The organism is Bradyrhizobium sp. LTSPM299 (assembly GCF_000938235.1).
Taxonomy (GTDB): domain Bacteria; phylum Pseudomonadota; class Alphaproteobacteria; order Rhizobiales; family Xanthobacteraceae; genus Bradyrhizobium.
In genome coordinates this window covers 90,123-116,732 of record NZ_JYMU01000018.1, presented here as the reverse complement: position 1 = coordinate 116,732, position 26,610 = coordinate 90,123, and the positions used below count along the sequence as shown (strand labels likewise).

Annotated in this window: 25 protein-coding genes and 1 pseudogene; 19 read left to right on the top strand and 7 right to left on the bottom strand. The window is 61.4% G+C overall.

All coding sequences use genetic code 11. The features are described from left to right. Positions 1 to 46 precede the first annotated feature (46 nt). The 8 genes and pseudogenes from UP10_RS12790 (at position 47) to UP10_RS12760 (ending at position 6,598) form a co-directional block, all read left to right on the top strand. Positions 47 to 460: a hypothetical protein gene (locus UP10_RS12790; RefSeq protein WP_044587681.1), complete on the top strand. Its 414-nt coding sequence runs from the start codon at positions 47 to 49 to the stop codon at positions 458 to 460. Between the two features lie 24 nt (positions 461 to 484). Beyond that, the gene (locus UP10_RS12785) at positions 485 to 1,507 is read left to right on the top strand and encodes a PIN domain-containing protein (protein ID WP_044587680.1); all 1,023 of its coding nucleotides are present in this window, start codon (positions 485 to 487) and stop codon (positions 1,505 to 1,507) included. Between the two features lie 3 nt (positions 1,508 to 1,510). Continuing rightward, positions 1,511 to 1,612: pseudogene (locus UP10_RS45765) on the top strand (SOS response-associated peptidase); the annotation flags it as partial. Between the two features lie 40 nt (positions 1,613 to 1,652). Next, positions 1,653 to 2,435, top strand: a complete 783-nt coding sequence (locus UP10_RS12780) for a hypothetical protein (RefSeq protein ID WP_156179822.1) — start codon at positions 1,653 to 1,655, stop codon at positions 2,433 to 2,435. A gap of 269 nt (positions 2,436 to 2,704) precedes the next feature. Then, on the top strand, positions 2,705 to 3,247 hold the full coding sequence (locus UP10_RS12775; RefSeq protein ID WP_156179820.1) for a hypothetical protein: 543 nt from the start codon (positions 2,705 to 2,707) through the stop codon (positions 3,245 to 3,247). 115 nt (positions 3,248 to 3,362) lie between these two features. Then, on the top strand, positions 3,363 to 3,767 hold the full coding sequence (locus UP10_RS12770) for a hypothetical protein (RefSeq protein WP_156179818.1): 405 nt from the start codon (positions 3,363 to 3,365) through the stop codon (positions 3,765 to 3,767). Between the two features lie 89 nt (positions 3,768 to 3,856). Then, entirely contained in the window at positions 3,857 to 4,603 is a 747-nt protein-coding gene (locus tag UP10_RS45190; protein ID WP_197086790.1) for a hypothetical protein, read from the top strand. Between the two features lie 225 nt (positions 4,604 to 4,828). Beyond that, a complete protein-coding gene (locus tag UP10_RS12760) occupies positions 4,829 to 6,598 on the top strand; it encodes an adenylate/guanylate cyclase domain-containing protein (protein ID WP_044587676.1) in 1,770 nt (589 codons plus the stop codon). Positions 6,599 to 6,769: 171 nt separating this feature from the next. On the opposite strand, the gene UP10_RS45185 is transcribed toward UP10_RS12760, so the two are convergent. The 4 genes from UP10_RS45185 to UP10_RS12740 all read right to left on the bottom strand — a co-directional run bounded on the left by UP10_RS45185 (position 6,770) and on the right by UP10_RS12740 (position 11,502). Next, complete coding sequence (locus tag UP10_RS45185; protein ID WP_044587675.1) at positions 6,770 to 7,294, bottom strand: hypothetical protein; 525 nt, start codon at positions 7,292 to 7,294, stop codon at positions 6,770 to 6,772. A 330-nt stretch (positions 7,295 to 7,624) separates the two neighbouring features. Further along, the gene (locus UP10_RS12750) at positions 7,625 to 8,329 is read right to left on the bottom strand and encodes an HK97 family phage prohead protease (RefSeq protein ID WP_082077075.1); all 705 of its coding nucleotides are present in this window, start codon (positions 8,327 to 8,329) and stop codon (positions 7,625 to 7,627) included. A 499-nt stretch (positions 8,330 to 8,828) separates the two neighbouring features. Continuing rightward, positions 8,829 to 10,028, bottom strand: coding sequence for a tyrosine-type recombinase/integrase (locus tag UP10_RS12745; RefSeq protein ID WP_044587673.1), 1,200 nt, complete (start codon positions 10,026 to 10,028; stop codon positions 8,829 to 8,831). Positions 10,029 to 10,407: 379 nt separating this feature from the next. Next, the gene (locus UP10_RS12740) at positions 10,408 to 11,502 is read right to left on the bottom strand and encodes a citrate synthase/methylcitrate synthase (protein WP_044587672.1); all 1,095 of its coding nucleotides are present in this window, start codon (positions 11,500 to 11,502) and stop codon (positions 10,408 to 10,410) included. A gap of 76 nt (positions 11,503 to 11,578) precedes the next feature. Here UP10_RS12740 and UP10_RS12735 point away from each other — a divergent pair, with 76 nt between their 5' ends. Continuing rightward, a complete protein-coding gene (locus UP10_RS12735; protein WP_044587671.1) occupies positions 11,579 to 12,802 on the top strand; it encodes a citrate synthase family protein in 1,224 nt (407 codons plus the stop codon). Positions 12,803 to 12,805: 3 nt separating this feature from the next. Here UP10_RS12735 and UP10_RS12730 read toward each other — a convergent pair whose 3' ends face one another. After that, on the bottom strand, positions 12,806 to 13,468 hold the full coding sequence (locus tag UP10_RS12730) for a DedA family protein (RefSeq protein ID WP_044587670.1): 663 nt from the start codon (positions 13,466 to 13,468) through the stop codon (positions 12,806 to 12,808). A gap of 290 nt (positions 13,469 to 13,758) precedes the next feature. Between UP10_RS12730 and cobS the strand changes: the two genes are divergently transcribed. The 8 genes from cobS to UP10_RS12690 all read left to right on the top strand — a co-directional run bounded on the left by cobS (position 13,759) and on the right by UP10_RS12690 (position 21,477). Then, positions 13,759 to 14,757, top strand: a complete 999-nt coding sequence (gene cobS, locus UP10_RS12725; RefSeq protein WP_044587669.1) for a cobaltochelatase subunit CobS — start codon at positions 13,759 to 13,761, stop codon at positions 14,755 to 14,757. Between the two features lie 3 nt (positions 14,758 to 14,760). Further along, complete coding sequence (locus UP10_RS12720; protein ID WP_044587668.1) at positions 14,761 to 15,171, top strand: GNAT family N-acetyltransferase; 411 nt, start codon at positions 14,761 to 14,763, stop codon at positions 15,169 to 15,171. Continuing rightward, positions 15,168 to 17,066 carry a cobaltochelatase subunit CobT gene (cobT, locus tag UP10_RS12715; protein WP_044587667.1) on the top strand — a complete coding sequence of 633 codons (1,899 nt, stop codon included), beginning with the start codon at positions 15,168 to 15,170 and terminating at the stop codon, positions 17,064 to 17,066. The genes UP10_RS12720 and cobT overlap by 4 nt, the downstream gene beginning before the upstream one ends. A gap of 3 nt (positions 17,067 to 17,069) precedes the next feature. After that, positions 17,070 to 18,173, top strand: coding sequence for an esterase-like activity of phytase family protein (locus UP10_RS12710; RefSeq protein WP_044587666.1), 1,104 nt, complete (start codon positions 17,070 to 17,072; stop codon positions 18,171 to 18,173). 124 nt (positions 18,174 to 18,297) lie between these two features. Further along, on the top strand, positions 18,298 to 19,410 hold the full coding sequence (locus UP10_RS12705) for an NADH:flavin oxidoreductase/NADH oxidase (RefSeq protein ID WP_044587665.1): 1,113 nt from the start codon (positions 18,298 to 18,300) through the stop codon (positions 19,408 to 19,410). A 27-nt stretch (positions 19,411 to 19,437) separates the two neighbouring features. After that, entirely contained in the window at positions 19,438 to 20,529 is a 1,092-nt protein-coding gene (locus UP10_RS12700) for an LLM class flavin-dependent oxidoreductase (protein WP_044587664.1), read from the top strand. A gap of 105 nt (positions 20,530 to 20,634) precedes the next feature. Continuing rightward, positions 20,635 to 21,054, top strand: a complete 420-nt coding sequence (locus tag UP10_RS12695; protein WP_044587663.1) for a hypothetical protein — start codon at positions 20,635 to 20,637, stop codon at positions 21,052 to 21,054. Between the two features lie 165 nt (positions 21,055 to 21,219). Continuing rightward, positions 21,220 to 21,477 (top strand): hypothetical protein, encoded by a 258-nt coding sequence (locus tag UP10_RS12690; protein ID WP_044587726.1) that lies wholly within the window; start codon positions 21,220 to 21,222, stop codon positions 21,475 to 21,477. A gap of 34 nt (positions 21,478 to 21,511) precedes the next feature. On the opposite strand, the gene UP10_RS12685 is transcribed toward UP10_RS12690, so the two are convergent. Then, positions 21,512 to 21,691, bottom strand: a complete 180-nt coding sequence (locus tag UP10_RS12685; protein WP_197086789.1) for a hypothetical protein — start codon at positions 21,689 to 21,691, stop codon at positions 21,512 to 21,514. An 84-nt stretch (positions 21,692 to 21,775) separates the two neighbouring features. Here UP10_RS12685 and UP10_RS12680 point away from each other — a divergent pair, with 84 nt between their 5' ends. Then, the gene (locus UP10_RS12680; protein WP_044587725.1) at positions 21,776 to 25,228 is read left to right on the top strand and encodes an acyl-[ACP]--phospholipid O-acyltransferase; all 3,453 of its coding nucleotides are present in this window, start codon (positions 21,776 to 21,778) and stop codon (positions 25,226 to 25,228) included. A gap of 66 nt (positions 25,229 to 25,294) precedes the next feature. Further along, complete coding sequence (locus UP10_RS12675) at positions 25,295 to 26,257, top strand: alpha/beta hydrolase (protein WP_044587724.1); 963 nt, start codon at positions 25,295 to 25,297, stop codon at positions 26,255 to 26,257. 44 nt (positions 26,258 to 26,301) lie between these two features. Here the strand turns inward: UP10_RS12675 and UP10_RS12670 are convergent, their stop codons facing one another. Beyond that, the gene (locus UP10_RS12670) at positions 26,302 to 26,526 is read right to left on the bottom strand and encodes a hypothetical protein (protein WP_044536363.1); all 225 of its coding nucleotides are present in this window, start codon (positions 26,524 to 26,526) and stop codon (positions 26,302 to 26,304) included. Between the last annotated feature and the right edge of the window lie 84 nt (positions 26,527 to 26,610).

Here is a 26,610-nt window from a genome sequence, read left to right as displayed (position 1 = left end):
GGATTGATAATTTGTGTACCAACCAAGACTGCGCTTTCATGTGGGCATGGGCACCAAATCACAAGAGCGCATCTACGGCGGCTCGGTCAGGGCATCGGCTGAGCTGGCGGCCAAAGCCCGCAAGGATGCGGATCGCCTCGCCCGCGAAGCCTGGAACAAACGCATGCTCGCCTTTCAGGGACCAGCTCAACCGTCCCCCGCGCTGGGCGATGCGCTCAATGCGGGTTACCTATATCTTGAAGTCAAATGCCTTGGGTGCGAGACGCACCAGACGGTTGCCCTTGATGTTGTGCGCCGACCGAAGACGACGCCGATCCATGAGCTGGAACGCTATATGCACTGTAAGGACTGCTCGGACGTTCGCGGCTATCGGTACAAGCGCAGCCATCTGGTGGCGCTGCGGCGGAACAGGATTTCGGCGCTGAACCCGCCTTCGGTCTGGTGGCCAGGAGAGCGATAAATTGAAAAGGCGCGAGATGACCCAATGACTGATGACACTGATCATCTAGAAACTAAAGACGTCTTCATCGATACAGAGGCGTATGTTCGAGAACGGTTCAATTGGGAGGCGAAGACGTTCACCCGTATTGCGGAGCTTGCAAAGAAGCGCCAGATACACGTCTTGACTACCAGCATCACCAAGAGAGAAGTTCGGAACAAAATCAACGAAGCGCTCACGCACGCTCAATCCGCTCTACAAAAGCACGAAGTAGTATTTGAGCAGCTCAGCATCGCGACCGACAATGCTAAGGACGGCGCCAGCGAGCGGCTGCTTAAGTCATTCGATGACTTTCTAAAACGAGTCAACGCCACCGAGGTCCCATTAACCCAAAACCTAGAAACGTTGTTCGATGATTATTTCGAGCGTGTTCCACCATTCAGCGAGGGGAAGAAGTCAGAATTTCCCGATGCAGCTGTAGTGCACGCGCTCAAGCAATTCGCAGCGCAGACGAAAAAGTCAATTTATGTAGTGTCCGGCGATCGGGACCTAATGAGTTGTTGCGCCGACGGAAGTAATCTTATTCACGCGTCGTCGTTAAGCGAGATCATCTCTCGTGCAACCGTAACGAAGAAGCTTCATGATGATCTACTCGAATTCGCAGTCAACGACTTCACTTTAAGAGATGACATTCGCACGCAACTTAGAACGGCGAATGTATTCTTTTATGGCCTAGCTAGATTTGCGGACCGCATCGAAGTCGAAGCAACGGTAAACGGTGTTGAGAATTTCAACGTCGTCGGGCTCAACGTTATTTCACGCGAGGTCGACCAAACGTTGGTTTGCGAAATCGAATGTGAGGCGTGCGTAGGGTTCTCTTTCAAAATCCAAGTTGGAGGCAGGTTCGAAGAAGACGACAGCGAGAGCGTTTGGGTGTTTCCCTCGGCTGAGGTTACGATTGATTTCAACCCCGATGGCATTTCGAGATTTACCTACATCTCGGGAGGGCTGACCAGTAGCCTCGACGTCGATGCAGCTGAAGTATATTGTCTCGAACGATTTCGTTAAGCGATGGGCAACGTCTACAGCATCACGACCAACCAAGCAGCGATCCTGAACTTGTTCCGAGTGGTCAACCGCTACGTCGGCAACCTGCCGCTAATGCCCGGCGTATAACGCTCGTTTCGCATGTTGAAGTAGACCTTGAGGGTGCATGAGATTTCGCATTCCCGAAGTATTGTTCGGAGCGTTACTGGCGGTCGCCATCTATGCAATGGGGATGACGTTTTCATCACCGATAGCGCCACCAAACGCAGAGCCAGAAACCGGCGCTCAGGAGCGCCCCCAAAAGCAAGCCTCCAAGGCCAATACCGATGAAAGGATTGCCGATTACACTTGGTGGCTCGCCGTTTTGACAGGGGCTTTGGTTCTGACCGCCGTCGGACAGGGATTCTTCATAGTCCGCTCGGATAAAACCGCTCGGATCGCCGCGAACGCCGCCGATCTTAGTGCTAGAGCGGCAATTGCGATTGAGTTGCCCGTCATCAAAGCCGAACCTGACCAATTTGGATTCGGGAGTAAACAAAACGCTGATGGTCCGCGCATCGAATACTGCATCGTCGCTTTGATAAGCTTTGCAAATGTCGGCAGGACGCAGGCCTATCCCGTCGAGGTCCAATATGGATGGACCTTCGGGAACGCCCTTCCTGGTATTCCGGTTTACACCTTCACTAAGAGATTCAGGATCAATGAAATCATTCATCCAAGCGATACTGGCTTTTTAAATCTCGATGAGGAATTTGCGTTTGACCAAGGGATTGATCCCATTGAAGCAGTGAGAACTGCCACATCCGGCCTGTGGTTTTACTGCCGCCTCGTCTACCTGGATTTCATGCAAAACAGGCACGAGTCCAGTTTTTGCTGGCGCAGACACCAAGTAGTTGGCAAAGGCTTTTTCCTCGTAGACTCCACTCCAATCTACAATCGAAAAACCTAGCAATAGCGCCGCGCCACCCTGTCCCAGGCGGGAATAGTCTTACTAGAGCGATCTACTACCAACTCAATCATCGTTCCGACGCCACGGATCGAGGCTGAGCGCCGACTAGCCGACGTTTGGCCCGTATTTCTACGGGTGGCCTGTTGCTAGACAGCACAGCTTGCGCACGCGTGCAAGTTGCGGAACAATGCTGCCTTTAGCAGACACGAATTAATTGCTCTCTGCGGGCGTGCGCCGCCGCTACAACCTATTTCCTAGGATGAAGAGTTTTGCCAGCATATTCCTCAAAGGCACAGCCCTATTTGGATGCGATTGCCAACGGCGTTTTTTCCTCTCAAAAAGTGAGAGATTGGATGATCGAGGGGACCGCGGCCGAGGCTGAATACCTCGGTTCTCACGCTCTCCTTGAAGAGCAGCGCAGAGTGCGATGGCGAACGGGCAAAACGAAGCAAGAGTTTTGGGCGAACTATTGGTGCGGGAAGGACTCTCGTTGCACCTGCCGAATTGAGGGCAGCAAGGGGCTGGAGACTGATGCGATCTTTTTTCTTCGATCTCGGAGCAACCGGGTCCTTGCCGTGCACGTAGAGTTCAAGCACGCATTCGAGGCTTTTAAGTACGGACAGCCCGAGTCTTATCCGTTACGTGCCAGCTGTTTTGCCAAAAATACGCCACCGAAGATCAACCCTCATAGTGATTGGACCACCGTTCTGTTTTGCGGCGAAGACATGCTGTCAGACGAGCGGGTATCTAATTTTCAACGGGTCATTACGCACGACGAAGCCGCAGTTGTGATCTCGGGCTATCCGCGGTGAAGCGCGGAAGAGCTGACCGTCGTAAGTGAGCAGTTGACTATAAGGCGACGCAACTAATCTGAGGCGTAAGGGAGAACGATTTCACCCCTGACCCTCGATTCGAGGAGAACGAGCGATGAGCGTGAATTCGTCCGCAAACAATTTGCCGTCAGATGCTCGACGGCGTGTCGAGTTGTGGCCTCTGTGGGCACTCCCTGCGGCACTGATCGTGATGTTGCTGATGTTTTCGAACACGCTCAGCATCTGGCATTTTATCCTTTTGCTTGTGTTTGGAAATGTGATTTTCATTCCGACATATGTTGCGGGTCGACGGGGGCATCGAAACGCTATCGCGATCTTTGTGCTGAACTTGGTTGTGTTTTTGATGGTATTACTTTCGATAGCGTTAGCTATCGCGATCCATTTCGATGGCACCTTGGCCACCGTCTTATCACTCATGAGTGCCTTGGAGTTTCTTGGCTGGGTGGCGGCGCTCGTTTGGTCGTTTTTGGCAAAGGGAAAACCGAATGGTATAGACTAAATGCGAGTGCCACCGATGAAGGATAACTGACGCTCTTCTACGGCACGAGCATTTTCTGCATGCTTCTTCGATCATCGAGGCAATCATCGATGCCAATGTACATACTCATATTCGCAGTTTTGCTGGGACTTATTCCGGCCTACTTGGCTCAAAAGAAAGGCCGGTCTTTTGGTCTATGGTGGCTATACGGCGCGTTGCTTTTCATCGTCGCGCTTCCCCATGCAATCATAATGAATCCTCTTCCTAACAGCGAAGTGGCAATGAAGCGTGACGCGTTAAAGTGGGCAAGCAAGGGCTTTAATCCAATCAACCAAACTGCGATTGAGTTGACGGCTGACCGACGGGGGTCGGATGATTCCGACATTAACAAGCGCGACCTATCCAATTCTGATCACGCGCAAAGACCACAGAACCCTCAAACTCTCGATCGATGGCGGGCTCTGACTAGATACGACCCCGAAATACAGGCTGCCGTAGAAGAGCTGCGGCCGTTTGGGGGTGCTTGGGTGGACAAGCTCGGCCGTGATTTTTTCGCTCTGAACGAAGATAAGAGCTATCTCCTTAAGATCGTTCAAAAGTTGAAGGAAGAGTCTCAGCAATTCGATCGCGAAGAATGGAATGCTCAGTTTCGCTGCACCGCCGATAGGGAGCCTTGCTCTGAAGAATCGCTGAACGTCCTTCGTAAAGCGAAGGAGTCCGGCTACGCCCTCAGTACCCAAAGCGATGGAACGTTTCTTCTCAAGAACGACACATCGACCTCCTACCTAAGAACGAATGATCAAATCCTTCGCTTCGGACGAAATCTCCTGGCCCAATCACAAAACAGTGCTTCATAGCGAAGCAAGAGGACTGTATTTGAAACGACACCGCATACGACAATGGCCCCGACGATCTTACACGTCGGGGCCATTCGTGATCATCAGGTCGGCGCTAAAGCAGGCCATTTCCTAACCAACGCGATAGGCCAACAAGAGACTACAGTAGGTCGCGTTCCACCAAAACACGTTTGGCACGGCCCCTTGATCCAGCATAGAGTATCGTCCGGATCGGAGCTGCGCGCTATGCCGCAAGACACGCCAAACCGGGTCGAGCGCAGGTTGTCCGCGATATTGGCTGCCGACGTTGCTGGCTATTCGCGGCTTATGCACCATGCCGAAGAGGCTACCCACTCCAGACTGATGGCGCTTCTAGTGGGCGTTATCGAGCCTGCGATTGCGGAGCACGGTGGTCGCATCGTGAAGAATACCGGCGACGGGTTCTTGACGGAGTTTCCAAGCGCTGTCGAAGCGGTGCGAGCTGCAATTCAGTTTCAGGCCAGCACAAACGAGCTTACAAGCGCAGAAGCGGAAGACAACCGCATTGCTTTCCGCGTGGGCGTCAATATTGGCGACGTGATCGTCGAGCCACATGACATCTTTGGAGACGGCGTCAACATTGCCGCTCGACTTGAGGGCATTGCAGAGCCAGGCGGCATTTGCATCTCGGCTTCTGTCTACGATCAAGTGCAGGGTAAGGTGGGGGTTGAGTTCGTTGACTTGGGCGAGCAGTCTCTCAAGAACATTGCGCGGCCGGTCAGGGTCTATGCGATCGCTAGGGATGGATCATCCCGCGCGGTGACATCGTCTGACAGCGCAAGAACTCTGTCTTCACCGCCTCGTCTATCAATTGTTGTGTTGCCTTTCGCTAACCTGAGCGATGATCCGTCACAAGACTACTTCGTCGATGGCGTAACAGAGAGTTTGACGACAGACCTGTCGCGCATCGGCGGGTCATTCGTGATCGGCCGCCACACTGCATTCACTTACAAGGGCAAGGCACTCGGTCTCAGGCAAGTCGGTCGCGAGCTGAATGTGCGCTACGCGCTTGAAGGATCGGTACAGCGTAGCGCCAGTAAACTTCGCGTAAATGTTCAGCTTGTTGACATGGAAGCCGGCGCGCACCTGTGGTCCGATCGTTTTGACAAACCTATCGCCGATCTGTTCGACATGCAGGACGAGATCGTGTCGCGGCTCGCCAACGCTCTGAATGCCGAACTTATTGAGGTCGAGGCGCGACAGGTGGGACGCTCCCTGCATCCCGATGCAATGGGGTTATATTTTCTAGGGCGCCATTGGTGGAATAAAGGGTTCACGTCCGAATATTTGGCACAAGCTCGCCGCTGTTTTGAGGGAGCCTTGGCGATCGATCCTGAGAATGTGGATGCGATGATCTGGATCGCGGCGGTCGATTTAACCCTCGGAGCGGCCCTTTTGACCGACGACCATCGGCAATGTTTGGCACGTGCGGAAACGATATTGCTAAAGGTGCTCTCAGAAGCGCCAAACCATGCGTTTGCTCACCTCGCGATGGGCGCTGTGCTAACCTATACGAGACGTGCGCCGCAAGGCATAGCAGAATGCGAACGGGCGTTGGCGCTGGATCGCAATTTGGCTGACGCGCACGCACTAATCGGGATCGCCAAGACTTACAGCGATCGTAGCGCGGAAGCCGAGGTTCATGTCAACGAAGCGTTGCGCCTTTCACCTCGCGATATATCCGCATTCAGGTGGTTGGCGAACGTTGGCTTTGCCAAGTTGCAGCTCGCGGCAGACCTCGAAGCGGTCAATTGGTTCCTTCGCGGTGTTGAAGCTAACCGAAATTGGCCTCTTACGCACTTTGGGCTCGCCGCTACGCTCGCTCATCTCGGCAAGCTGGATGAGGCGCAGGCTGCCGCAAAAACAGGGTTCACGTTTGATCCGACATTTACTATCCATCGCTTGATGACGTTCACGCATGGCCGAGCTGCGCGCTTCGCTGATGGACTGCGAATGGTCGGGGTGCCAGAGAGGTGACAGTCGGTGATTGATCGCAACTCGTAACGCCGGATCGCATCTCAGCGCAAATGATTGGGCTCCAAACAAATGGCCTCGACGATACTTTACGTCGAGGCCATTCGAGATCATCTGACACAGGTACATCCGCCGCGCCATACGATCGCGAGTGTCGCTGATTACGGTGCCTGACTAGGGCCGGATTGTGGCAACTGCGCAATCGAGGTAATCCCATTCAGCGCCAAAGCCGCTCGCGGCCAGCTCGCGCTTTCGCCACGCGGCTCGGCGCTGCCGCTCCATCGCCAATGCCTTGCGCGCCACCACACCCTCGATGATCTCATCAATCTCAGGTCCCGCAAGCGTGCGCGTGATGCGCAGCACGGTAGACAACGCGATCACAACATCGCCATAGGGCATCAGCAAATCATGCGCAGCGACATCGCAGTGCGCAATGAATGTCTCGATTGCCTCCTCGCTACGGCAGATTAGTACGGCCAACTCGCGCGCCTGCCGGTGGTCGTCAGTGGGCACGGCGGGCTCATCATCAAGCAGCATGCGCTCTGCCGCTCGACCAGCCATGAGTTCGACAACCTTGCTATAGACACTACCGAAAATGTCTTCGACCGGGCTACGATCCTCGCCGGCTTTAGGCATCATCGGCGCAAGAACCTCGCGAACGTTCGAGGCGTCGCCGCAACCATCCTTGAGGGCTTCCATGTGGTGCTCACCCCAAACACAGCCCTCATAGCCGGGGCCGGGGATCAACGGTAGCGCCGGCAAGGGAATGACCCAGAAGTCGGGCTGCTACGGCATGCCCTGCTTCGTGGATGGAAATCCGTAAATCATCTTCGCCCGTGCGACCAGGCACGGGGCACTCATCATCGTCGTCATCGGTAATTGTCGCTTGATCAATCATCTTTAAGTTCCCCGCTGCGGCCACCAGTCATCGCGAAGGAAGGGCACGACAACGTGGTGGCCGCCCTTACCGGCGATCCCTCCTTCGCCAGTTAGCTGATCAGTCACGATCAATGATGTTCATGCGCTCAATCATACGTTGCCGAGCCCACATGCGCGCCAAGATAATTTCTTTTCCGTGATGCTCGACGCCCAGGGATCGAACCATAGCCGCGCGGCATCGGCTGGAACTGACACAAGCGAGCCCTCGAACAGCTCCCAACTAGTCGCGGTGAAGGTGAGGTCGTCGTCCCAGCGCAGGTTCTCGACCTCGGGATCGATGACGCGGCCCTTGCTATCCTTGATCTCCCATTCATTGACGCGATAGCCGGCGCTGATGCCGGCGATCTCGCCACGGGCGACCATGCCTTCCGCGCGCTTGCCCTCCCGCGTCTCGTTGAAGAGAATGCGGCCCATCAACGCTGGCTTGGCGCCGCCCATGATCCACATATCGACAAAGCGGCCGAGGTGGTTATTCAGGCCGACTTGTTGATGCGAATCGAGCAACGGGATGCCGCTCGACTTCATACGATCGAGCTTCACGGCCTCGCGCGCGATGCGCAGCACCTCGGTGCCATACGGACGAACGACCGGGGAGCCGGTCGAGATCACACACTCGACGGTGTGGGATTTTGAATCGTAACTCGACGGTGCGACATCCGCGAAACGCGTATCGACTTGGCCGCGGGCCTGTCTCGACTTGGACGCCGTTGGCGAGGAGCACGCGACGCCGCCAGGCAGCTCGCCGCAGACCGTCGAGTTCGAACCGATCGATCGTGGCGGCCCTGTCGCCTTCACACTGCGGGAGCCGGCGCCATGGTTGTAGGTGCGAATGGCTGGCGCCGCGCGGCAGCCTCACGTGAAATCAACACGCGAGTGCCAACGTTGAAGGTCGCGGGCATCAGGCCCTGCGGTTTCAACTTATAAAAAAGTTGCGTGCTAATGCGGTGGCGCGCGCAAAACTCGTCAACGCTGTAAGCGTCGGCGCCATCCAGTACATTTGGTAGCAATGGGGAGTGCATCGGTAAGCTCCTGTTATTTACGTGAGGTCATTTGAACTCGCGTCGAGAGGAGCTGTATCAATAGGCCTTCGTGAGCCGTTGTCAGTAAGAGCGAGGACGGAACCTCACGCATTCCTGCCGAAAATCGTCGAAACCATGTTGATATCTGCCTGAGCAGATGGTTGTAAGTGTCACGCCGCTATCGAGCCGCTATATGTTTGGCGCGATTTCTCCGGCATCGCGACTCACCTTAGTGATTCGTATTTGACTGTTATCCGACCCAGCCGGACGCTTAGTCATGACGCCAGCCGCTCAAGCGGGATGACATCCGCTGAACTTGCCGACGCCGCGAAGTCGAGCAGCGTCGCCCGCGTCAGCGCCTCGCTCGGATCGCCGATGATGCACCGGCTGTAGTTCCTCTCGATCATCGCGACTGACGTGTCGTGGTGCGCGGCAACGATGCGCGTCGGCACGCCTTTCAACAATTGTCGCGCAATCGAGCTATGGCGCAACGCGTAAGGCGTGACTTCCGGCCCTAGACCAAGCCGCTTTGCGATCGGGTGAAACCGACCCGACAGTTTCGGAATACGGTCAATCAAGCGATCATGCGCGGCACGGCCCTTCGCCTGTTGCCGCAACAGCTTCGCCAATCGCGGCGAGATCGGCAGCGGTCGATATTCGACCTTGCGGCTTCGACCCTTGCGGCTTGTCGGCATCATCAGCCTCGGCGCAACTGGATTGCGATTTTGCAGATCGTCAACTCTCAGTCTGAGCACTTGTGACTCACGAGCACCAGTCACGGCCAAGATGTCGATCAACAAGCCGTAGTCTGGACTCTCGTCGTAGGCTCCTGCCACGAGTGCGTTGACAGTTTCATCCGTCAGGATGACGTTGCGCGCGACCTCGCTGTCGGGCAGCTTCTTCAATCCGTTCTTCCATGCTGCAACGCTCGTGATCCGCTTGTCGTTACTCGCTGCCAGTGCCAGCGCTGCCTTGAACGAGCGCGCGATGCGGTCGGCCGACGAAGGCTTCAGGCCCTTCTTGATTAGACCAGCGCGCCAGTCGCGCAGTTCGCGCTCGGTGAGCAGCGCAACGGCTTTGCTGGCCAGTGTGCCCAAGTGACGACGAACGAGGGTGGCGTTGTATTTGCTGCCATCGCGCGTTGCGAGATCAGCTTCGTAGGCGTCGATCGCTTCGGCAACGCTGATCGGCTGCTCGCTGTTGCCTTCGCCGGCACGTGCCAACCTCTTGGCGTGCTCCAGCGCCTGCCAATAGCTCATCAGGGTCTCGCTGTTAGCATCTTCATGATCATCGGCGAGCGCAAAACGTTTGAGCCAGCCGTTGCACTTCACAGACCATGTGCCAGGGCCAGCGTTGCGACGATAAGCGAGGAAGATGCCGGGCGCGATCAGCGCCGTGTACGGCTTCTTACGTGCAGCGAGCTTCAAGCGCTGCGTGCGATTTTCAAGGGATGCAGAACGCGTGCGGCGAGCCATGATTTTCCCCGAGTGTCCCCCGAAGTGTCCTCACGATGGGGGTAGATGGGCATGGAGCCGATAGTAGTCGAGTGGATATAACTTTAGCAATTACAATGATTTAGGAGGGCTGTATGGATCGCTGTGGCGTGCTATAGAGTCCGAATTCTCCCCTTGTGGGAGAGGCCGGATCGCATGGCAATGCGATCCGGGTGAGGGGTATCTCTCCCCGAGTCGACCTCCCTCGTTCCGAGCAAGCGGCGACAACCCCTCATCCGGCGCCGTAGCCGATGCAGGGCATCGGCGTTCTAATTTAATAGACGGCGGCCGGCAGGCCGCCTACGCCACTCCTCCCACAAGGGGAGAAGGAAGTGGGGTTGCGGCACTTCCTCCGCTTCACTCACCCCTTCGGCATCACCCCGACATAGGACGAACTCGGCCGGATCAGCCGTCCGGTGCGCTGCTGTTCCCTGGCGTGCGCGGTCCAGCCGGCGGCGCGGGCGACCGCGAAGATCGGCGTGAACGCCTGCCGCGGGATTTGCAGCGCGTCGAGCAGGATCGCGGTGAAGAACTCGACATTGGTCTCGAGCGGCCGGTCCGGATTCTTCCGCCGCAGTGCTGCGCGGATGTAAGCCTCGACCTCGCCGGCAAACGGTAGGTCGGCGCCGTCGGCCGCGAGACGCTCGATCGCAACCTTCAGCACATCCGCGCGCGGATCGCGCACCCGATAGACGCGATGGCCAAACCCCATCAGCCGTTCGCCGCGCGCCAGCGCGTCGTCGACCCAGGGCTTGATCCGCTCGCGCGTGCCGATCGCATCGAGCATTTCCAGCACCGGCTCCGGCGCGCCGCCATGTAGCGGCCCGGTCAGCGCGCAATAGCCGCCGGTGATGGCCGCGAACAGATCGGCCTGGGTCGACGCGATCACCCGCGTAGTGAAGGTCGAGGCGTTCATGCCGTGGTCGCAGACGGTGACGAAATAGGCATCCAGCGCCGCGACCTCGCGCGGCTCGACCTTGCGTTTCAGCAGCATGCGCAGCGTGTCCGCGGCGTGGCTGATATTTGCATCCGGCGCGATGGGATCGTGTCCCTTGGCGCGCTGCACCAGCGCGCCCGCAATCACCGGGAAGGCGCCGACGATGGTCGCCTCATGCTCCAGCCCGTTCTCGCCGCGCAGTCCGGCGATTGCGGCGCGGAAACCGTCGACGATCGACATGCCGCGCGTCGCCGGCAGCAAATCCGGCAGGCGCGCAAACGCACGTTCGCGAGCAGCACCGAGGCTGGCGCGGACATTGGCCTCGCTCAGCGTCGTCCCGGTGGCGCCGTTCCACAGCCGGGCAGTAACGCCCTCGAAGCTGGATTTTCCGGCGAGTTCGGCGACGTGCTCGCCGGCGATGATCAACTCGCCGCGCTCGCCGTCGACATGGCTCAACACGGTCTCGGCGGCGGGAACGCCGTCCAGACCGATCTGGCTCTTGGTGAGAAGCATGTTCATTGCCCGATCTCCTGTTTCACACCTGGAAAGATCGGGCCTCTCGACGAGTTGATCAATCTTGATTATATAAATCAAGATGAAAAAATCGCCCGCGCTTTACCTCTCCGCCCCGGAAGCCGCCGCCGAACTCGCGATCTCGCCGGCGACCCTTTATGCCTATGTCAGCCGCGGGCTGATCCGTTCCGAGCCGTCGCCGGATTCGCGCAGCCATCGCTACCGTGCCGAAGACATCAGGGGATTGAAGGAGCGCCGTGCGCCCTCGCCGGAGCCGCGCGGCTGGCGCAATTTCGACGCGGATTTGCCGGTGATGGATTCGGCGATTGCGACCATCACCGAACAGGGTCCGATCTATCGCGGCGTGAACTGCGTCGAGCTCGCCGAGCGAGACACGCTGGAGCACACCGCGACGCTGTTGTGGGATGTCACCGGCGTCGATCCGTTCGCTCCGGACAATTGTCCGCATATCTCCGGCGAGATGTGCGCGATCGCGGAGGCCGCGCGCCGCGCTGCGCCGATTGATCGGACCGTCGCGGTGCTGGCGCTGGCGGCGAGCGCCGATCCCGGGGCGTTCACCCGCGCGCCCGACGGCCGCGCGATGGTTGGTGCCCGGATTTTGCGGCTCTTGGTCGCAACCATGCTGAACGCGCCGACATCGGCCGACCCGCTGCATGAGCAGGTCGCGCGGGTCTGGATATCAGGCAACAAGCACGCGCCCGACCTGATCCGCCGCGCCCTGGTGCTGCTCGCCGATCACGAACTGAACGCCTCGACCTTCACGGTGCGCTGCGCGGCGTCGACCGGCCTCAATCTCTACGACGCAGTCATCGCGGGCCTCGTGGCGCTGAAAGGCCCGAAGCATGGCGGTGCCGGCGTGCTCGCCTCGCACCTGGTCAGGACGCTGATCGACAATGATGTCGCCCCGGTGATTCGCGAGCGCGTCGCGCTCGGCGAGCGTTTCGCCGGCTTCGGCCACGGCGTCTACAAAAAGGGCGATCCGCGCGCGATCTCGCTGCTCGAGGCGCTGACGCGCGCCGGCGCGCCGCGCAAATTCACCAGGGAGGTGCCGGAGCGGATCGCGGAAGCGACCGGCGAGTTCGTCAACATCGATTACGCGCTGGCCGTGCTGGTGCACGCCCTGAGAATGCCGGCGGGCAGCGAGCTGGCGCTGTTTGCGATGGCGCGCTGCGTCGGCTGGATCGCGCATGCCAGCGAACAGCTCCAGCACGGCAAGCTGATCCGGCCCCGTGCGCGTTATGTCGGTCCGGCACCCGGCCGCAGTGGAACGACCAACAGCCTCTGACGGCTATTTCGCAGACTTGGCCGGTTCGATCAGGCCGCCGCCGTTACGGCGGCGGATGGTCCAGACTGCGAGCGCGAGGATCACGGCACTGCCCGCGACCGCAAACATCCAGAGATGCTTGCCGATATGCTCATGATGCGGTAGGCCGGCATAGTCGTGCAGCGCGGTCACGGCGAGCACGCCGGGCAGCACATGCGCCGGCGCCCAGAGCAGGATCGCGGGGATATTGATGGCGTAGAAGCGCGCCGGCGGCATATCGAGCGCGCCTGCCGTGATCGGCACGAAGGCGCGGATCGGCGGCACGAAGCGGGCGAAGAACACTGCGAGCCCGCCCCAGCGGTTGAAAAAGGCCTCGCTCTGCGCGACCACGCCAGGGTAATTGGACAGCGGCCAGGCCGAGAGAATCTCGCGTTGGCTGCGATGGCCGATCAGGTAGGCGGTGCCGTCGCCGAGCAACGCGCCGGCTGCGGCGGCCGCGAGCACCGGCCACAGCTTCAGTTCGCCGCCGGGCACCAGCGCACTCAGCGCCAGGATGATGGTCGAGCCCGGTACCAGGGAGCCGACCACCGGGACCGCTTCCAGCAGGGCGGCGAGGAACAGCGTCAGATAGGCAAGCCAGGCATGGGCCGAAACGAACGCGATTAAGGGGTCAAGGAAGGAAGTCACAAAAATCCTGTGCGGCGGTGGCGTGATTGCAGACCTAACAACTCCCCGCCGGGGTGAAAAGTGCCAAGCGGGGAGGTGTCTGTGACGGAGCGGCGAAAGTACGGCGTGATTCGCAGGGCAGCCTTCCAAAAACCGAGGCCTGACCCTATCTTCATGATAGAACAACGGAACTTTGATTAGCCCGCGGGCTTCTGCCAGCCGTTGCTCTCTGCTAGGCTTGTGCTTAGCACCCAATCCGTAGCCAAACGACAAATCTGGTTTCGGGAAACGCCCGGGACCTCGGAGGATGAATGACGACCGCCGTCCAGACCAAAGCGCAGGAATCCGTCGGTTTGCCCGACATGAAGGTGTCGGTTCGGCAGGTCTTCGGGATCGATACCGACCTGGAAGTTCCCGCTTATTCCGAAGTCGATCCGCACGTGCCGGACATCGATAGCGATTATCGCTTCGACCGCGCCACCACGCTCGCCATCCTTGCCGGTTTCTCCAGGAACCGCCGCGTGATGGTCACCGGCTATCATGGCACCGGTAAGTCGACCCACATCGAGCAGGTCGCGGCGCGCCTCAACTGGCCCTGCGTGCGCGTCAACCTCGACAGCCACATCAGCCGTATTGACCTCGTCGGCAAGGACGCCATCGTGGTCAAGGAGGGCAAGCAGGTCACCGAATTCCGCGACGGCATCCTGCCCTGGGCGCTGCAGCACAACATCGCGCTGGTGTTCGACGAATACGATGCCGGCCGCCCCGACGTGATGTTCGTGATCCAGCGCGTGCTGGAGGTCTCCGGCCGCCTGACGCTGCTCGACCAGAACAAGGTGATCAAGCCACACCCGGCGTTCCGCCTGTTCTCGACCGCCAACACGGTCGGTCTCGGCGACACCTCGGGCCTCTATCACGGCACCCAGCAGATCAACCAGGGCCAGATGGACCGCTGGTCGATCGTCACCACGCTGAACTACCTCGCCCATGACGAGGAAGTCGAGATCGTGCTGGCGAAAGCGCATCACTACCGCACGCAGGAAGGCCGCGACATCGTCAACAAGATGGTGCGGCTGGCCGATCTCACCCGCAACGCCTTCGCCAATGGCGATTTGTCGACGGTGATGAGCCCGCGCACGGTGATCACCTGGGCCGAGAACGCTGACATCTTCAACGACATCGGCTTCGCGTTCCGCGTCACCTTCCTCAACAAGTGCGACGAACTGGAACGGCCGCTGGTCGCCGAGTTCTACCAGCGTTGCTTCAACGTCGAGCTGCCGGAATCCTCCGTCAACGTGGCGCTCAGCTAGCCCATGCCGAAAATCTCCGTCGAGCGCACACTGACCCAGACGAAGAAGGCGGTGCTCGGCGGATTGGGCCGTTACAATGACGAGAAGATGGGGAAGCAGAAATACAAACGCTTCGCCATCTCGCTGCACGAAGGCAACGAGATCGTCGGCGGCATTATCGGCGAACTGTGGACCGCGGTGTTGTTCATCCAGTACTTCTGGATGGATCAGAAGTTTCGCAAGAAGGGTCTTGGCGGGAAACTGATCAAGGCGATCGAGGACGAGGCGCGGCGCTTTGGGGCTGTTCGTGCCTATGTCGACACGATGAGTTTCCAGGCGCCGGGTTTCTACCGCGCCAACGGCTATGAAGAGTTTGGCTCGATTGAGGGGTATCCCGGCGGCGTCACGCGCCACTGGCTTACGAAATCGCTATGACAACCTCCAATATCAAATTCCGTCCCGGATCAAAGGAAGCGCCGACCGAGCCGTTCAAGCGCTCGGTCTCCGCGTGCCTGAAGGCGATCGCGAAAAAGCCTGAGCTCGAAGTCACCTTCGCCGCCGAGCGGCCGGGGCTTGCGCCCGGTAAAGCGCGGTTGCCCGAGCCGGCGCGCAAGATGACCAAGCGCGACGCCGCGATCGTGCGCGGACACGCCGATTCTATCGCGTTGAAGATCGCCTGTCACGATCCCAAGGTGCATCGCAAGCTGATGCCCGGCAATCCGCAGGCCCGCGGCGTGTTCGAGGCGGTGGAGCAGGCGCGCGTCGAGGCGCTCGGTTCGCGGCGGATGGCGGGCGTTGCCAAGAACCTCACTGCGATGCTCGACGATCATTTCCACCGCGGCAAGTATGACGAGATCACCGACCGCGCCGACGCGCCGTTGTCGGATGCGTTGGCAATGCTGGTGCGCGAACGCCTCACCGGCATGGCGCCGCCTGCGGCTGCGAAGAAGATGGTCGATCTCTGGCGTCCGGCGCTGGAGGACAAGATCGGCACGCGGCTCGACAAGCTGAGCCGCTTTGCCGAAGACCAGGCCAAGTTCGGCGACCTCGTCCATGATTTGCTGTCGGCGCTCGATCTCGGCGACGACCGCAACATGGACAGCGACGATGACGACGACCAGGACGAGAACCAGGACGGCGAGAACGATCAGTCCGGCGCCGAAGGCTCGCCCGATTCCGACGCTGCGCAGGAGATGAGCGCCGACCAGGCACAGGCGACGGCCGACGAGATGAGCGAAAGCGCGATGGAGAGCGCGCAGGCCTCCACCAGCGACACCTTCGACGACGGCGAGCTCGGCGACGACGAAACGCCGGGCGAGGCGACGCGGCCGAATTCGCGCGGCGCCAACGAGCCGCGCGGTCCGGAATATCACGCCTTCGCGCCGAAGTTCGACGAGGTGATCGCAGCCGAAGACCTCTGTGATCACGACGAGCTCGAGCGGCTGCGTTCCTATCTCGACAAGCAGCTCGCGCATCTGCAGGGCATCGTGGCGCGGCTCGCCAACCGCCTGCAGCGCCGCCTGATGGCGCAGCAGAATCGCGCCTGGGAGTTCGACCTCGAAGAAGGCATCCTCGATCCCGCGCGGCTGTCGCGCGTGGTCACCGATCCCCACCATCCGTTGTCCTTCATGCATGAGAAGGAGGCGACGTTCCGCGACACCGTGGTGACGCTCCTGCTAGATAATTCCGGCTCGATGCGTGGCCGCCCGATCACGGTCGCCGCCACCTGCGCCGACATCCTGGCGCGCACGCTGGAGCGTTGCGGCGTCAAGGTCGAGATCCTGGGCTTCACCACCCGCGCCTGGAAGGGCGGGCAGTCGCGCGAGGCGTGGCTTGCCGCCGGCAAGCCGGCCAATCCCGGCCGCCTCAACGATCTCCGCCACATCATCTACAAATCCGCCGATGCCCCCTGGCGTCGCGCGCGCAAGAACCTCGGCCTGATGATGCGCGAGGGGCTGCTGAAGGAAAACATCGATGGCGAGGCGCTGGACTGGGCGCACAAGCGCCTGCTCGGGCGCTCCGAGCAGCGCAAGATCCTGATGATGATTTCCGACGGCGCGCCGGTCGACGATTCCACGTTGTCGGTCAACCCCGGCAACTACCTCGAGCGGCATCTGCGCCACATCATCGAGGAGATCGAGACCCGCTCGCCGGTCGAGCTGATCGCGATCGGCATCGGTCACGACGTCACCCGCTATTATCGTCGCGCCGTCACGATCGTGGACGCCGAAGAACTCGGCGGCGCCATCACTGAAAAGCTCGCCGAATTGTTCAGCGAGACCAGCGGCGCCGCGCCTGCACAGGGCACCCGGCGCCGGCTCCACTCGTGAGACATGCGCTCAACTCCTAGCCGCCGCCGCGTCCTGCAGGATGTGGTGGCGGGCCTTTCGGCCGCCGCGCTGTCGGATATTGCCTGGGCACAGAGCGCGACGCAGCCGCCGCCAAAGCCAGCCACCAAGCCCAGCCCGTATTCCATCAACGAGCCTGTTTCGATTGAGGTCAAGGCGCGGCCGTTGCCGTCGTTCGATATCCGCGATCGTTCGCGGGTGCGGTTCGGTTCGCTCGAATATCGCAGCGGCTTGATCCTGACCTCGCCGTTCTCCGCGTTCGGCGGCCTGTCGGCGCTGCGGCTCGATGCCAAGGGCGAACGCTTCATTTCGCTCAGCGACAAGGGGACGTGGTTCACCGGCCGCATCGTCTATCGCGGCCGCGTGATGACCGGGCTCGACGATGTCGAAGCCGCGCCGCTGCTCGGGCCCGACGGCAAACCGATCACCACGCGCGGCTGGTACGATTCCGAATCGCTCGCGCTCGATGGCTCGATCGCCTATGTCGGGCTTGAGCGCGTCAATCAGGTGCTACGCTACGATTTCGCCAAGGGCTTTACCCGTGCATCCGGCGAGGTGGTGCCGCTGCCGGCGGCGGCGCGCAAGCTTCCCTCCAACAAGGGGCTCGAGGCGCTGGTCTTCGTGCCCAAGGAATCGTCCAAGGAATCCCCCAAGGGGCTGCCGCTTGCGGGCACGCTGATCGCGATGTCCGAACGCGGGCTCGATGCCAACGGCAATCTCATCGCCTTCCTGGTCGGTGGCAAGACCCCCGGCCAGTTCAGCGTGCGCCGCACCGAGAATTTCGACATCAGCGACGCCGTGCTGCTGCCGTCGGGCGATCTGTTGATCCTGGAGCGAAAATTCTCCTGGCTCGGCGGCATTGGCATCCGCATTCGCCGTCTCACGCTGTCCGAGATCGCGCCCGGCGCCGTCGTCGACGGTCCTGATATCTTCAATGTCGATCTCAGCAACGAGATCGACAACATGGAAGGCATCGACTCCCATGTGACAGATGAGGGCGAGACCGTGCTGACCATGGTCTCCGACGACAATTTCTCCCTGATCCAGCGCAATCTGCTGCTGCAGTTCACGCTGGTGGAGCGAGGTTAGGGCGAGGGGGCGCCGTTACCGCATTGCTGACCTGCGTCCCGGCCGCTCCGGCGGGCGGTTGGTGATCGCACGCACCGCCTCTATGTTGTCAGCACCCTTTCATGAAGGTCCGGATATTCCTCGCATGAGCACCCTGTTCTCCCCGATCGAGCTGCGCGGCCTGAAACTTGCCAACCGCATCATGGTCTCGCCGATGTGCCAGTATTCTGCCGTCGACGGGTCGGCCACCGACTGGCACTTCACCCATATCAACATGCTGGCGCTGTCAGGCGCCGCGATGTTCTGCATCGAGGCCACCCATGTCGAGGACATCGGGCGCATCACACCGGGCTGCCTCGGTCTCTACAGCGACGCCAATGAGGCGGCGCTGAAGCCGATCCTGGCCTCGGTACGCAAGCATTCGAAGGCGGCGGTCGCGATGCAACTCGCCCATGCCGGCCGCAAGGCGTCGAGCCAGCGTCCCTGGGAGGGCGGGCAATTGATCCCGGTCGCGCAAGGCGGCTGGCAGACGGTGGCGCCATCGGCCGTGCCGCACAAGGACGGCGAGGCGTCGCCGCTGGCGCTTGATGACGCCGGGCTGAAGCGGATCCGCGATGAATTTGTCGCCGCTGCGAAGCGCGCCGAGCGGCTCGGCATCGATGCGCTCGAACTGCACAGCGCGCACGGCTATCTCTTGCACCAGTTCCTGTCGCCGATCGCAAACAAGCGCACCGATCAATATGGCGGCTCGCTGACGAACCGCATGCGCTATCCGCTGGAAGTGTTCGACGCGGTGCGCGCCGCGTTTCCGGACCGCAAGCCGGTCGGCGTGCGGGTCTCGGCGACCGATTGGGTCGAAGGCGGCTGGGACGTCGCGCAAACCATCGAATACAGCAAGGAATTGAAAAAACGCGGCGTCGACTGGATGGATGTGTCCTCCGGCGGCGTCTCGCCGCTGCAGAAGATCCCGCTCGGCCCGGGTTACCAGGTGCCGGCGGCACAGGCAGTTAGGGAGGCGACCGGTGTCACCACGATGGCGGTCGGCCTGATCACGGAAGCCAAGCAGGCGGAAGAGATCGTTGCCACCGGCAAGGCCGACATGGTCGCGCTCGCCCGTGGCCTGCTCTACGACCCGCGTTGGGGCTGGCACGCCGCTGCCACGCTCGGCGGCGAGGTGACGGCGCCGCCGCAATATTGGCGCTCGCAGCCGTCGACGCAGAAGGCGCTGTTCGGCACGACAACGTTCGGGGCAAGGTAACTTCAATACGAGACAAGAGGAATCCTGATGGAACTCGGATACTTCGCGATGCCTTCGCATCCGCCGGAGTGCGGATTGAAGGAGGGCCACGACTGGGATCTTCAGGTGCTGCGGTGGCTGGACGAACTCGGCTATCAGGAAGCCTGGATCGGCGAGCACCACACCGCGCCGTGGGAGCCGCATCCGTCGCCCGATCTGTTGATCGCGCAGGCGCTGCTGCAAACAAAAAATATCCGCATCGGGCCGGGCGGTTTCCTGCTGCCCTATCATCATCCCGCCGAGCTCGCCAACCGTGTCGCGATGCTGGATCACCTCTCCGACGGACGGCTCAATTTCGGTATCGCAGCCTCGGGCCTGCCGAGCGACTGGGCGATGTTCAATGTCGACGGGCTGAGTGGCCAGAACCGCGACATGACGCGCGAAGCGCTCGAGATCATCCTGAAGATGTGGGCCGAGCCGGGCCCGTGGACCCACAGGGGCAAGTTCTGGACGGTAACCAAGCCGGACACGATGTTCGACTTCCTCAAACCGCACATCAAGCCGAAGCAGGCGCCGCATCCGCCGATCGCTGTCGCGGGACTATCGAAGAACTCCGACACGCTGAAGCTTGCCGGTGAGCGCGGCTTCATCCCGATGAGCCTCAATCTCAATCCCGCCTATGTCGGCAGCCACTGGGACTCGGTCGAGGCCGGTGCCGCCAAGACCGGCCGCAAGCCGAGCCGCAAGGACTGGCGCATGGTGCGCGAAGTGTTCGTCGCCGACACCGATGAGGAGGCATGGAGGCTGTCGACCGGCGACATGATGGGCCGCATGATGGGCGAGTATTTCCTGCCGCTGCTCGGGCACTTCGGCTTCAAGGATTATTTGAAAGCGTCACCCGACGTGGCCGACAGCGACGTCACCGTCGAATATTGCGCCCGCAACAACTGGATCGTCGGCTCGCCCGCGACCGTCACCGAGAAGATCGAGAAGATCTATCGCGAGGTCGGCGGCTTCGGCGTGCTGCTGGTGTTCGGCTTCGACTACAAGCACAGGCCCGAGGCGTGGCACAATTCGCTGCGGCTGTTGAAGCAGGACGTGCTGCCGCGGCTGAAACATCTCGACGCCGCGATCGCCTAGCCCTAAAAGCGTGACGTGGTCGCGGGCATGTGAGATGGCACGTCTTTCGCAACGCGGCGAAAAGGCCTAGCCTGATCTTCGGGGCGATCGATTAGGGCACGGCGAATGCGGGCCCGCGTGCGGAAATTTGCTCACATCCTTGAACGTCTCGGCCTTGCCATGGCCGGCGCCGGGAGCGGTCTGTTCGTGGCCGTCCATGTCGGCTCGAGCGTATCGGCGCTGACCTCGCAGGCCTTCCTGCTCGTCATGATGCTTGGCGGCGCTGTTGGATTCTATCTGGGCATCGATACGCCGCAGCTGGCGTTTCATCCGACCAACGGCGGCTCGACGCGCAAGATCGATGCGGCGGAGTTCCTTAGCGCGGTCGGCACTTTCCTCGCGACCCTGGTCGCCTTCTTCTCGGTCGGCGTGATCGTGTTGCGCAGCGAGCCGCAGATCGGCTGGACCGCGGCGATCATGGTGGGCTGGGTGCTTGGCATCGCCATGCAGATCGTGGCCGGCACGATCGCGCGGCTACGCACCTGAGTTTCGACAATTGATAGTGGTTTCAATAATTTAATCGGAATGTAGCCGCGAGATAACGCGATCGGCGCAAGATTCCTTATCACTCCATGCAGAATTATCTTGAGCGTCGCTCATTATTGTTCTATATCTTGAGCGTTGCTCAAGTTGGCATAGGAGGCCATGCACATGCAGACCCTAGCACTTCAACTGACCACCACCTTCGTTGATGACGCGATCGCGTTCGTGACGGACATCAGCCGAAGCATCGTCGAGCTCGCGACCGCGCCGATTGAGCGCATCGCACGGGCCTGCGACGTCGCAGGTGTGCTGGAGCAGCGGCGCGCGGACATAAGCGCGCCGCGTCCGGCTCCGCATCTCGGCCGCCGTCGCAATCTGCGCAACGGCTGGTTCTCGCTGTTCGGTGGCCTGAGCGAGCTGACCTGAGGTCAGGACGGCAGCGGTCGTGCGCACCGAATTGTCACCAAATGCTCAACAAAGCACTCACCATGTCCCGCGCCAGCACCTCTCCGGATCGATCGACCGCAGCCCTGAGAAAGGTCTCGTACATTTCTGCTGGGCATGGTGGCGCCGCTCCGGCGCGCACGATCAGCGCCAGATCGAACCGATACGCAACCAAGAAGACTAAAGGCTGCGGCATCTCTCTCATTTCCCATCGCTCGTCCTCCGACACCCGAGATTGCAGATCCTTCGGGGCCGCACGCCCGAACACAAGGAAACGGTCATGATCAAGGAATTGATGTCGTCCCGCCGCTTCGCGCCGCTGTTCTGGGCCCAGTTCTGCTCGGCGTTGAACGACAACGTGCTGAAGAATGCGCTGGTCATCATGCTGCTTTACGGCGCGACGGTCGAGCAGGGACCGACGCTGGTTCAACTCGCGGGCGCGATCTTCATCTTCCCGTTCTTCGTCCTGTCGGGACTCGGCGGCGAACTCGCTGACAGATACGTCAAATCCGTCGTGGCACGGCGCCTGAAGTTCTTCGAGATCTTCGCCGCAGGCTTTGCAGCCGCGGGCTTCTTCGCACATTCGATCCCGCTCCTGTTCATCGCGCTGGCGCTGTTCGGTATCGTTGCGGCCCTGTTCGGTCCGGTGAAATATGCCATGCTGCCCGACCAGCTCTCGGTTCCCGAACTCGCGACCGGCAACGCGCTGGTCGAAGGCGCGACCTTCATGGCGATCCTGATCGGCACCATTGCCGGTGGTCTGTTCGTCGCCGGGGCGAGCCACATGGGCTGGATCTGCGCCGCCGTGATCGGCCTGGCGTTGCTGTCCTGGGGCTTTGCGTCGCGCATCCCGGTGACGCAGCCTTCGGCGCCCGATCTGCCGATAACCAGGAATCCCTGGACCTCAACCGTGCGTCTGTTGAAGGCGCTCCATGCCGAGCCGCGGCTGTGGGACGGCATGATTATCGTGTCCTGGTTCTGGATGGTCGGCGCGATCGTGCTGGGGCTGCTGCCCCCGCTGGTCAAGGATGGCGTTGGCGGCACCGAGGATGTGGTCCCGCTCTGCCTTGCGGTCTTTGCCATCGGCATCGCCGTCGGCTCGCTGTTCGCCGCGCAACTCAGCCATATCAGACCCAATATCGCGCTGGTGCCGATCGGCGCCATCGTGATGGGCCTCGTCGGCCTCGATCTCGCTTGGGCGATCGGCCACACCTCGCTCGGCCACGACGTCACCGCGGCCGCGTTCGCGACGTCGTTCGGTGGCGTTCGCATGCTCATCGACTTCTTCCTGTTTGCCTTCGGCGGCGGCCTGTTCGTGGTGCCGTCCTTTGCCGCGGTGCAGGCCTGGACTCAGTCTTCCGAGCGCGCCCGCATCATCGCCGCCGGCAACATCCTGCAGGCGGGCTTCATGGTTGCCGGCGCGCTGTTCGTCGCGCTGCTGCAGGCCGCGGGGCTGCCGATCGCCTGGATCTTCTTCGGCCTTGCGATCGCGAGCTTCGGCACCGTCTGGTTCGTGCTGAGCAAATGGGGCAAGGAGGGCGTGCGTGATTTCGGCGCGCTGCTGTTCCGTGCCATGTTCCGCCTTGAGGTGCGCGGCATGGCGAATTTGCCGCCCGCAGGCACGCGCATGCTGATCGCGCCCAACCATGTCAGCCTGGTCGATGGTCCGCTGCTGCACGCCATGCTGCCGATCGACGCGAGCTTCGCGGTCGATACCGGCATCTCGAAGGCGTGGTGGGCCAAGCCGTTCCTCAAGATGATCAAGCACTACACGATGGACCCGACCAAGCCGCTGGCCGCGCGCGACCTGATCAAGCTGGTCGCCGCCGGCGAGCCGGTTGTGATCTTTCCAGAAGGGCGGATCACCGTCTCCGGTTCGCTGATGAAGGTCTATGACGGCACCGCGATGATCGCCGACAAGGCCGACGCCGTCGTCGTGCCGGTCCGTATCGAGGGCGCGCAGCGCTCGCATCTCAGCTATCTCAAGCATGGCGAGATCAAGCGCTCCTGGTTCCCCAAGGTGACGATCTCGATCCTGCCGCCGGTCAAGCTGCCGATCGACCAGGCGCTGAAGGGCAAGGCCCGCCGCAACGCCGCCGGCGCCGCGCTGCAGGACGTCATGATCGACGCCATGGTCAAGAACGCGATGCTCGACCAGACGCTGTTCGAGGGCCTCGGCCACGCCTATCGCGACCGCGACACCGGCAAGCCTGTTATCGAGGATGCGCTCGGCACCAAGCTGACCTATCGCAAGCTGATCCTCGGTGCGCAGGTCTTGAGCCGCAAGCTCGAGCTGGGCACCTCGGTTGGTGAGAACATCGGCGTGCTGCTGCCGAACTCGGCCGGGGTCGCCGTCGTGTTCATGGCGCTGCAGACCATCGGTCGCGTGCCGGCGATGCTTAATTTCTCCGCCGGTCCCGTCAACGTGCTGTCGGCGATGAAGGCGGCGCAGGTCAAGACCGTGCTGACTTCGAAGGCGTTCATCGAGAAGGGCAAGCTCGACAAGCTGATGACGGCTATCGCCGAGCAGGCACGTGTCGTCTATCTCGAGGACGTGCGCACCGGCATCAGCCTCGCCGACAAGATCGCTGGTTTTCGCGCCGGCATCGCGCCGCGCCTCGCTCGCAAGGCTGACGATCCGGCCGTCATCCTGTTCACATCAGGCTCGGAGGGCACGCCGAAGGGCGTCGTGCTGTCCCATCGCAACATCCTCGCCAACGCGGCACAGGCATTCGCGCGGGTCGATGCCAATGCCAACGACAAGGTGTTCAACGTCCTGCCGGTGTTCCACTCGTTTGGCCTGACCGGCGGCATGATGATGCCGCTGCTCGGCGGCATTCCGATCTTCATGTATCCGTCGCCGCTGCATTACCGGATCGTGCCCGAGCTGATCTATCAGACCGGTTCGACCATCCTGTTCGGCACCGATACGTTCCTCACCGGCTATGCCCGCTCGGCGCATGCCTATGATTTCCGCACGCTGCGGCTGGTGATCGCCGGTGCGGAAGCGGTGAAGGAGCGCACCAGGCAGATCTATATGGAGCGCTACGGCATCCGCATCCTCGAAGGCTACGGCGTCACCGAGACCGCGCCGGTGCTGGCGATGAACACGACGATGGCGAACCGCCAGGGCACCGTCGGCCGGATCTCGCCGCTGATGGAATGCCGCCTCGATCCGGTCCCCGGCATCGAGGAAGGCGGACGCCTCTCGGTGCGTGGCCCGAATGTAATGCTCGGCTATCTCCGCGCGGAAAATCCAGGCGTGCTCGAGCCGCTGGTGGACGGCTGGCATGACACCGGCGATATCGTCGCGATCGACGCGCAGGGCTTCATCGCCATCAAGGGCCGCGCCAAGCGGTTCGCCAAGATTGCCGGCGAAATGGTCTCGCTGTCGGCAGTCGAGACGATGGCCGCAGCAATCTGGCCGCAGGCGATGTCGGTCGCGGTCTCGATCCCAGACGCGCGCAAGGGCGAACGCATCGTGCTGCTGACCACGCAGAAGGACGCCGACCGCGCCGCCATGCAGCGCCAGGCCAAGAGCGTCGGCGCCTCCGAGCTCGCCGTGCCCGGCGACATCCGCATCGTCGACAAGGTGCCGCTGCTCGGCACCGGCAAGACCGACTATGTTGGCGCCACCGCGCTGGCGAAGGAGTTGGCGGCTGCGCCTGCAGCGCAGGCCGAGCCCGATGGCGAGGAGCCCGCACCGGAGCCACTGCAGCAACACGTCGCATGATGGTTGTGCTTTTCGGGAGCTTGTTGTCAGATGGCTGGCAACTGCTCCCAAAGAAAGCACACCATGATGCCGCTGCCGCTCGATCCCGTCATAGAAAAAATCATTCCGCTGCTGCCGTTGCGCGATCCCGCGGTCATGACGCCGCAGAGCGCGCGTGACTCGCTGCGGGCGCTGGCCGATGCGCGGGCGGCGGTGCCGCCGCCGCCGGTCGATCGCGTCGAGAATATCGAGGTGAAGGGCGGCGCGGGAAAACTCGCGGCGCGGGTCTATCGCAACGGCACTAGCAAGGCGCCGACAGTCGTGTTCTTCCACGGCGGCGGCTGGGTTGCCGGCGATCTCGAGACCCATGATCGCCAGGCGCGCAACCTCGTGATCGAGACCGGCGCGGTGGTGATCTCGGTCGACTATCGCCGGCCGCCCGAGACGCGCTTCCCCGGCGCGTTTGAGGATGCATTCGCGGCCACGCGCGATGTGATCGCTCGTATCAACGAATTCGGCGGCGACCTGTCGCGCCTCGGCGTCGCCGGTGATTCCGCCGGCGGCAATCTCGCCGCGACCACTGCGCTCGCCTGCCGCGATGCCGGGATCAAGCTTGCCGCGCAATTGCTGGTCTACCCCGTCACCGATGTAACAGGCAATTTCGCCGATGCGGCGGAGAACGCGAAATTTCCGTCGCGCGCGGAGAATGCGGAAGGCTATTTCCTGTCCCGTGCGACGATGGAATGGTTCTCCGGGCATTATCTCGCCGACAAGGCACAAGGCGCCGACTGGCGCGTCTCGCCGCTACGCGCGAAGAGCCTCGCAGGTCTCGCACCGGCCGTCGTCACCACCGCCTGGTTCGATCCGCTGCGCGACGAGGGTGTGGCTTATGCGAAGACGCTGCAGGCCGCCGGTGTGCCGGTGAAGTATCATCCCGGCGAGGGCCTGATTCACGGCTATTTCGGCTTGGGCGATGCGTCGGAGGCGGCACGCGCCGAGGCGCAGCGGGCGCGGGCGGATTTCAGGGTGTTGTTGGAGAGGGAAGTATGAATTCCCCGTCGTCCCGGCGCAGGCCGGGACGACGAAGACAGTCGCTACCGCGCGCGCACGCTGCCGGTAGTGATCGGATCGGTCGGCAGCACGGTGGCGCCGGCGCGGTCGGCGGCGGCTGAGGTGATCATGCCGGGGCCGGCGGCGCGCACATCGTGGCGCGGGGTGAATTCGAGGAGAATCAGTGCGGCCGTCGCCAGCACCGCCACAATGGCGGTTGCGAGTGCGGGCACCAGTCTTCCGCGCGTATCGAATGCGCGAACTTGCATTTTATTAATTCCTTTATTCGGGTCGTCTTGCAGATACGATCTAGGAGCGGTTCGGTTTCTTCCCAAGGGTGCGGCGCACGCGCC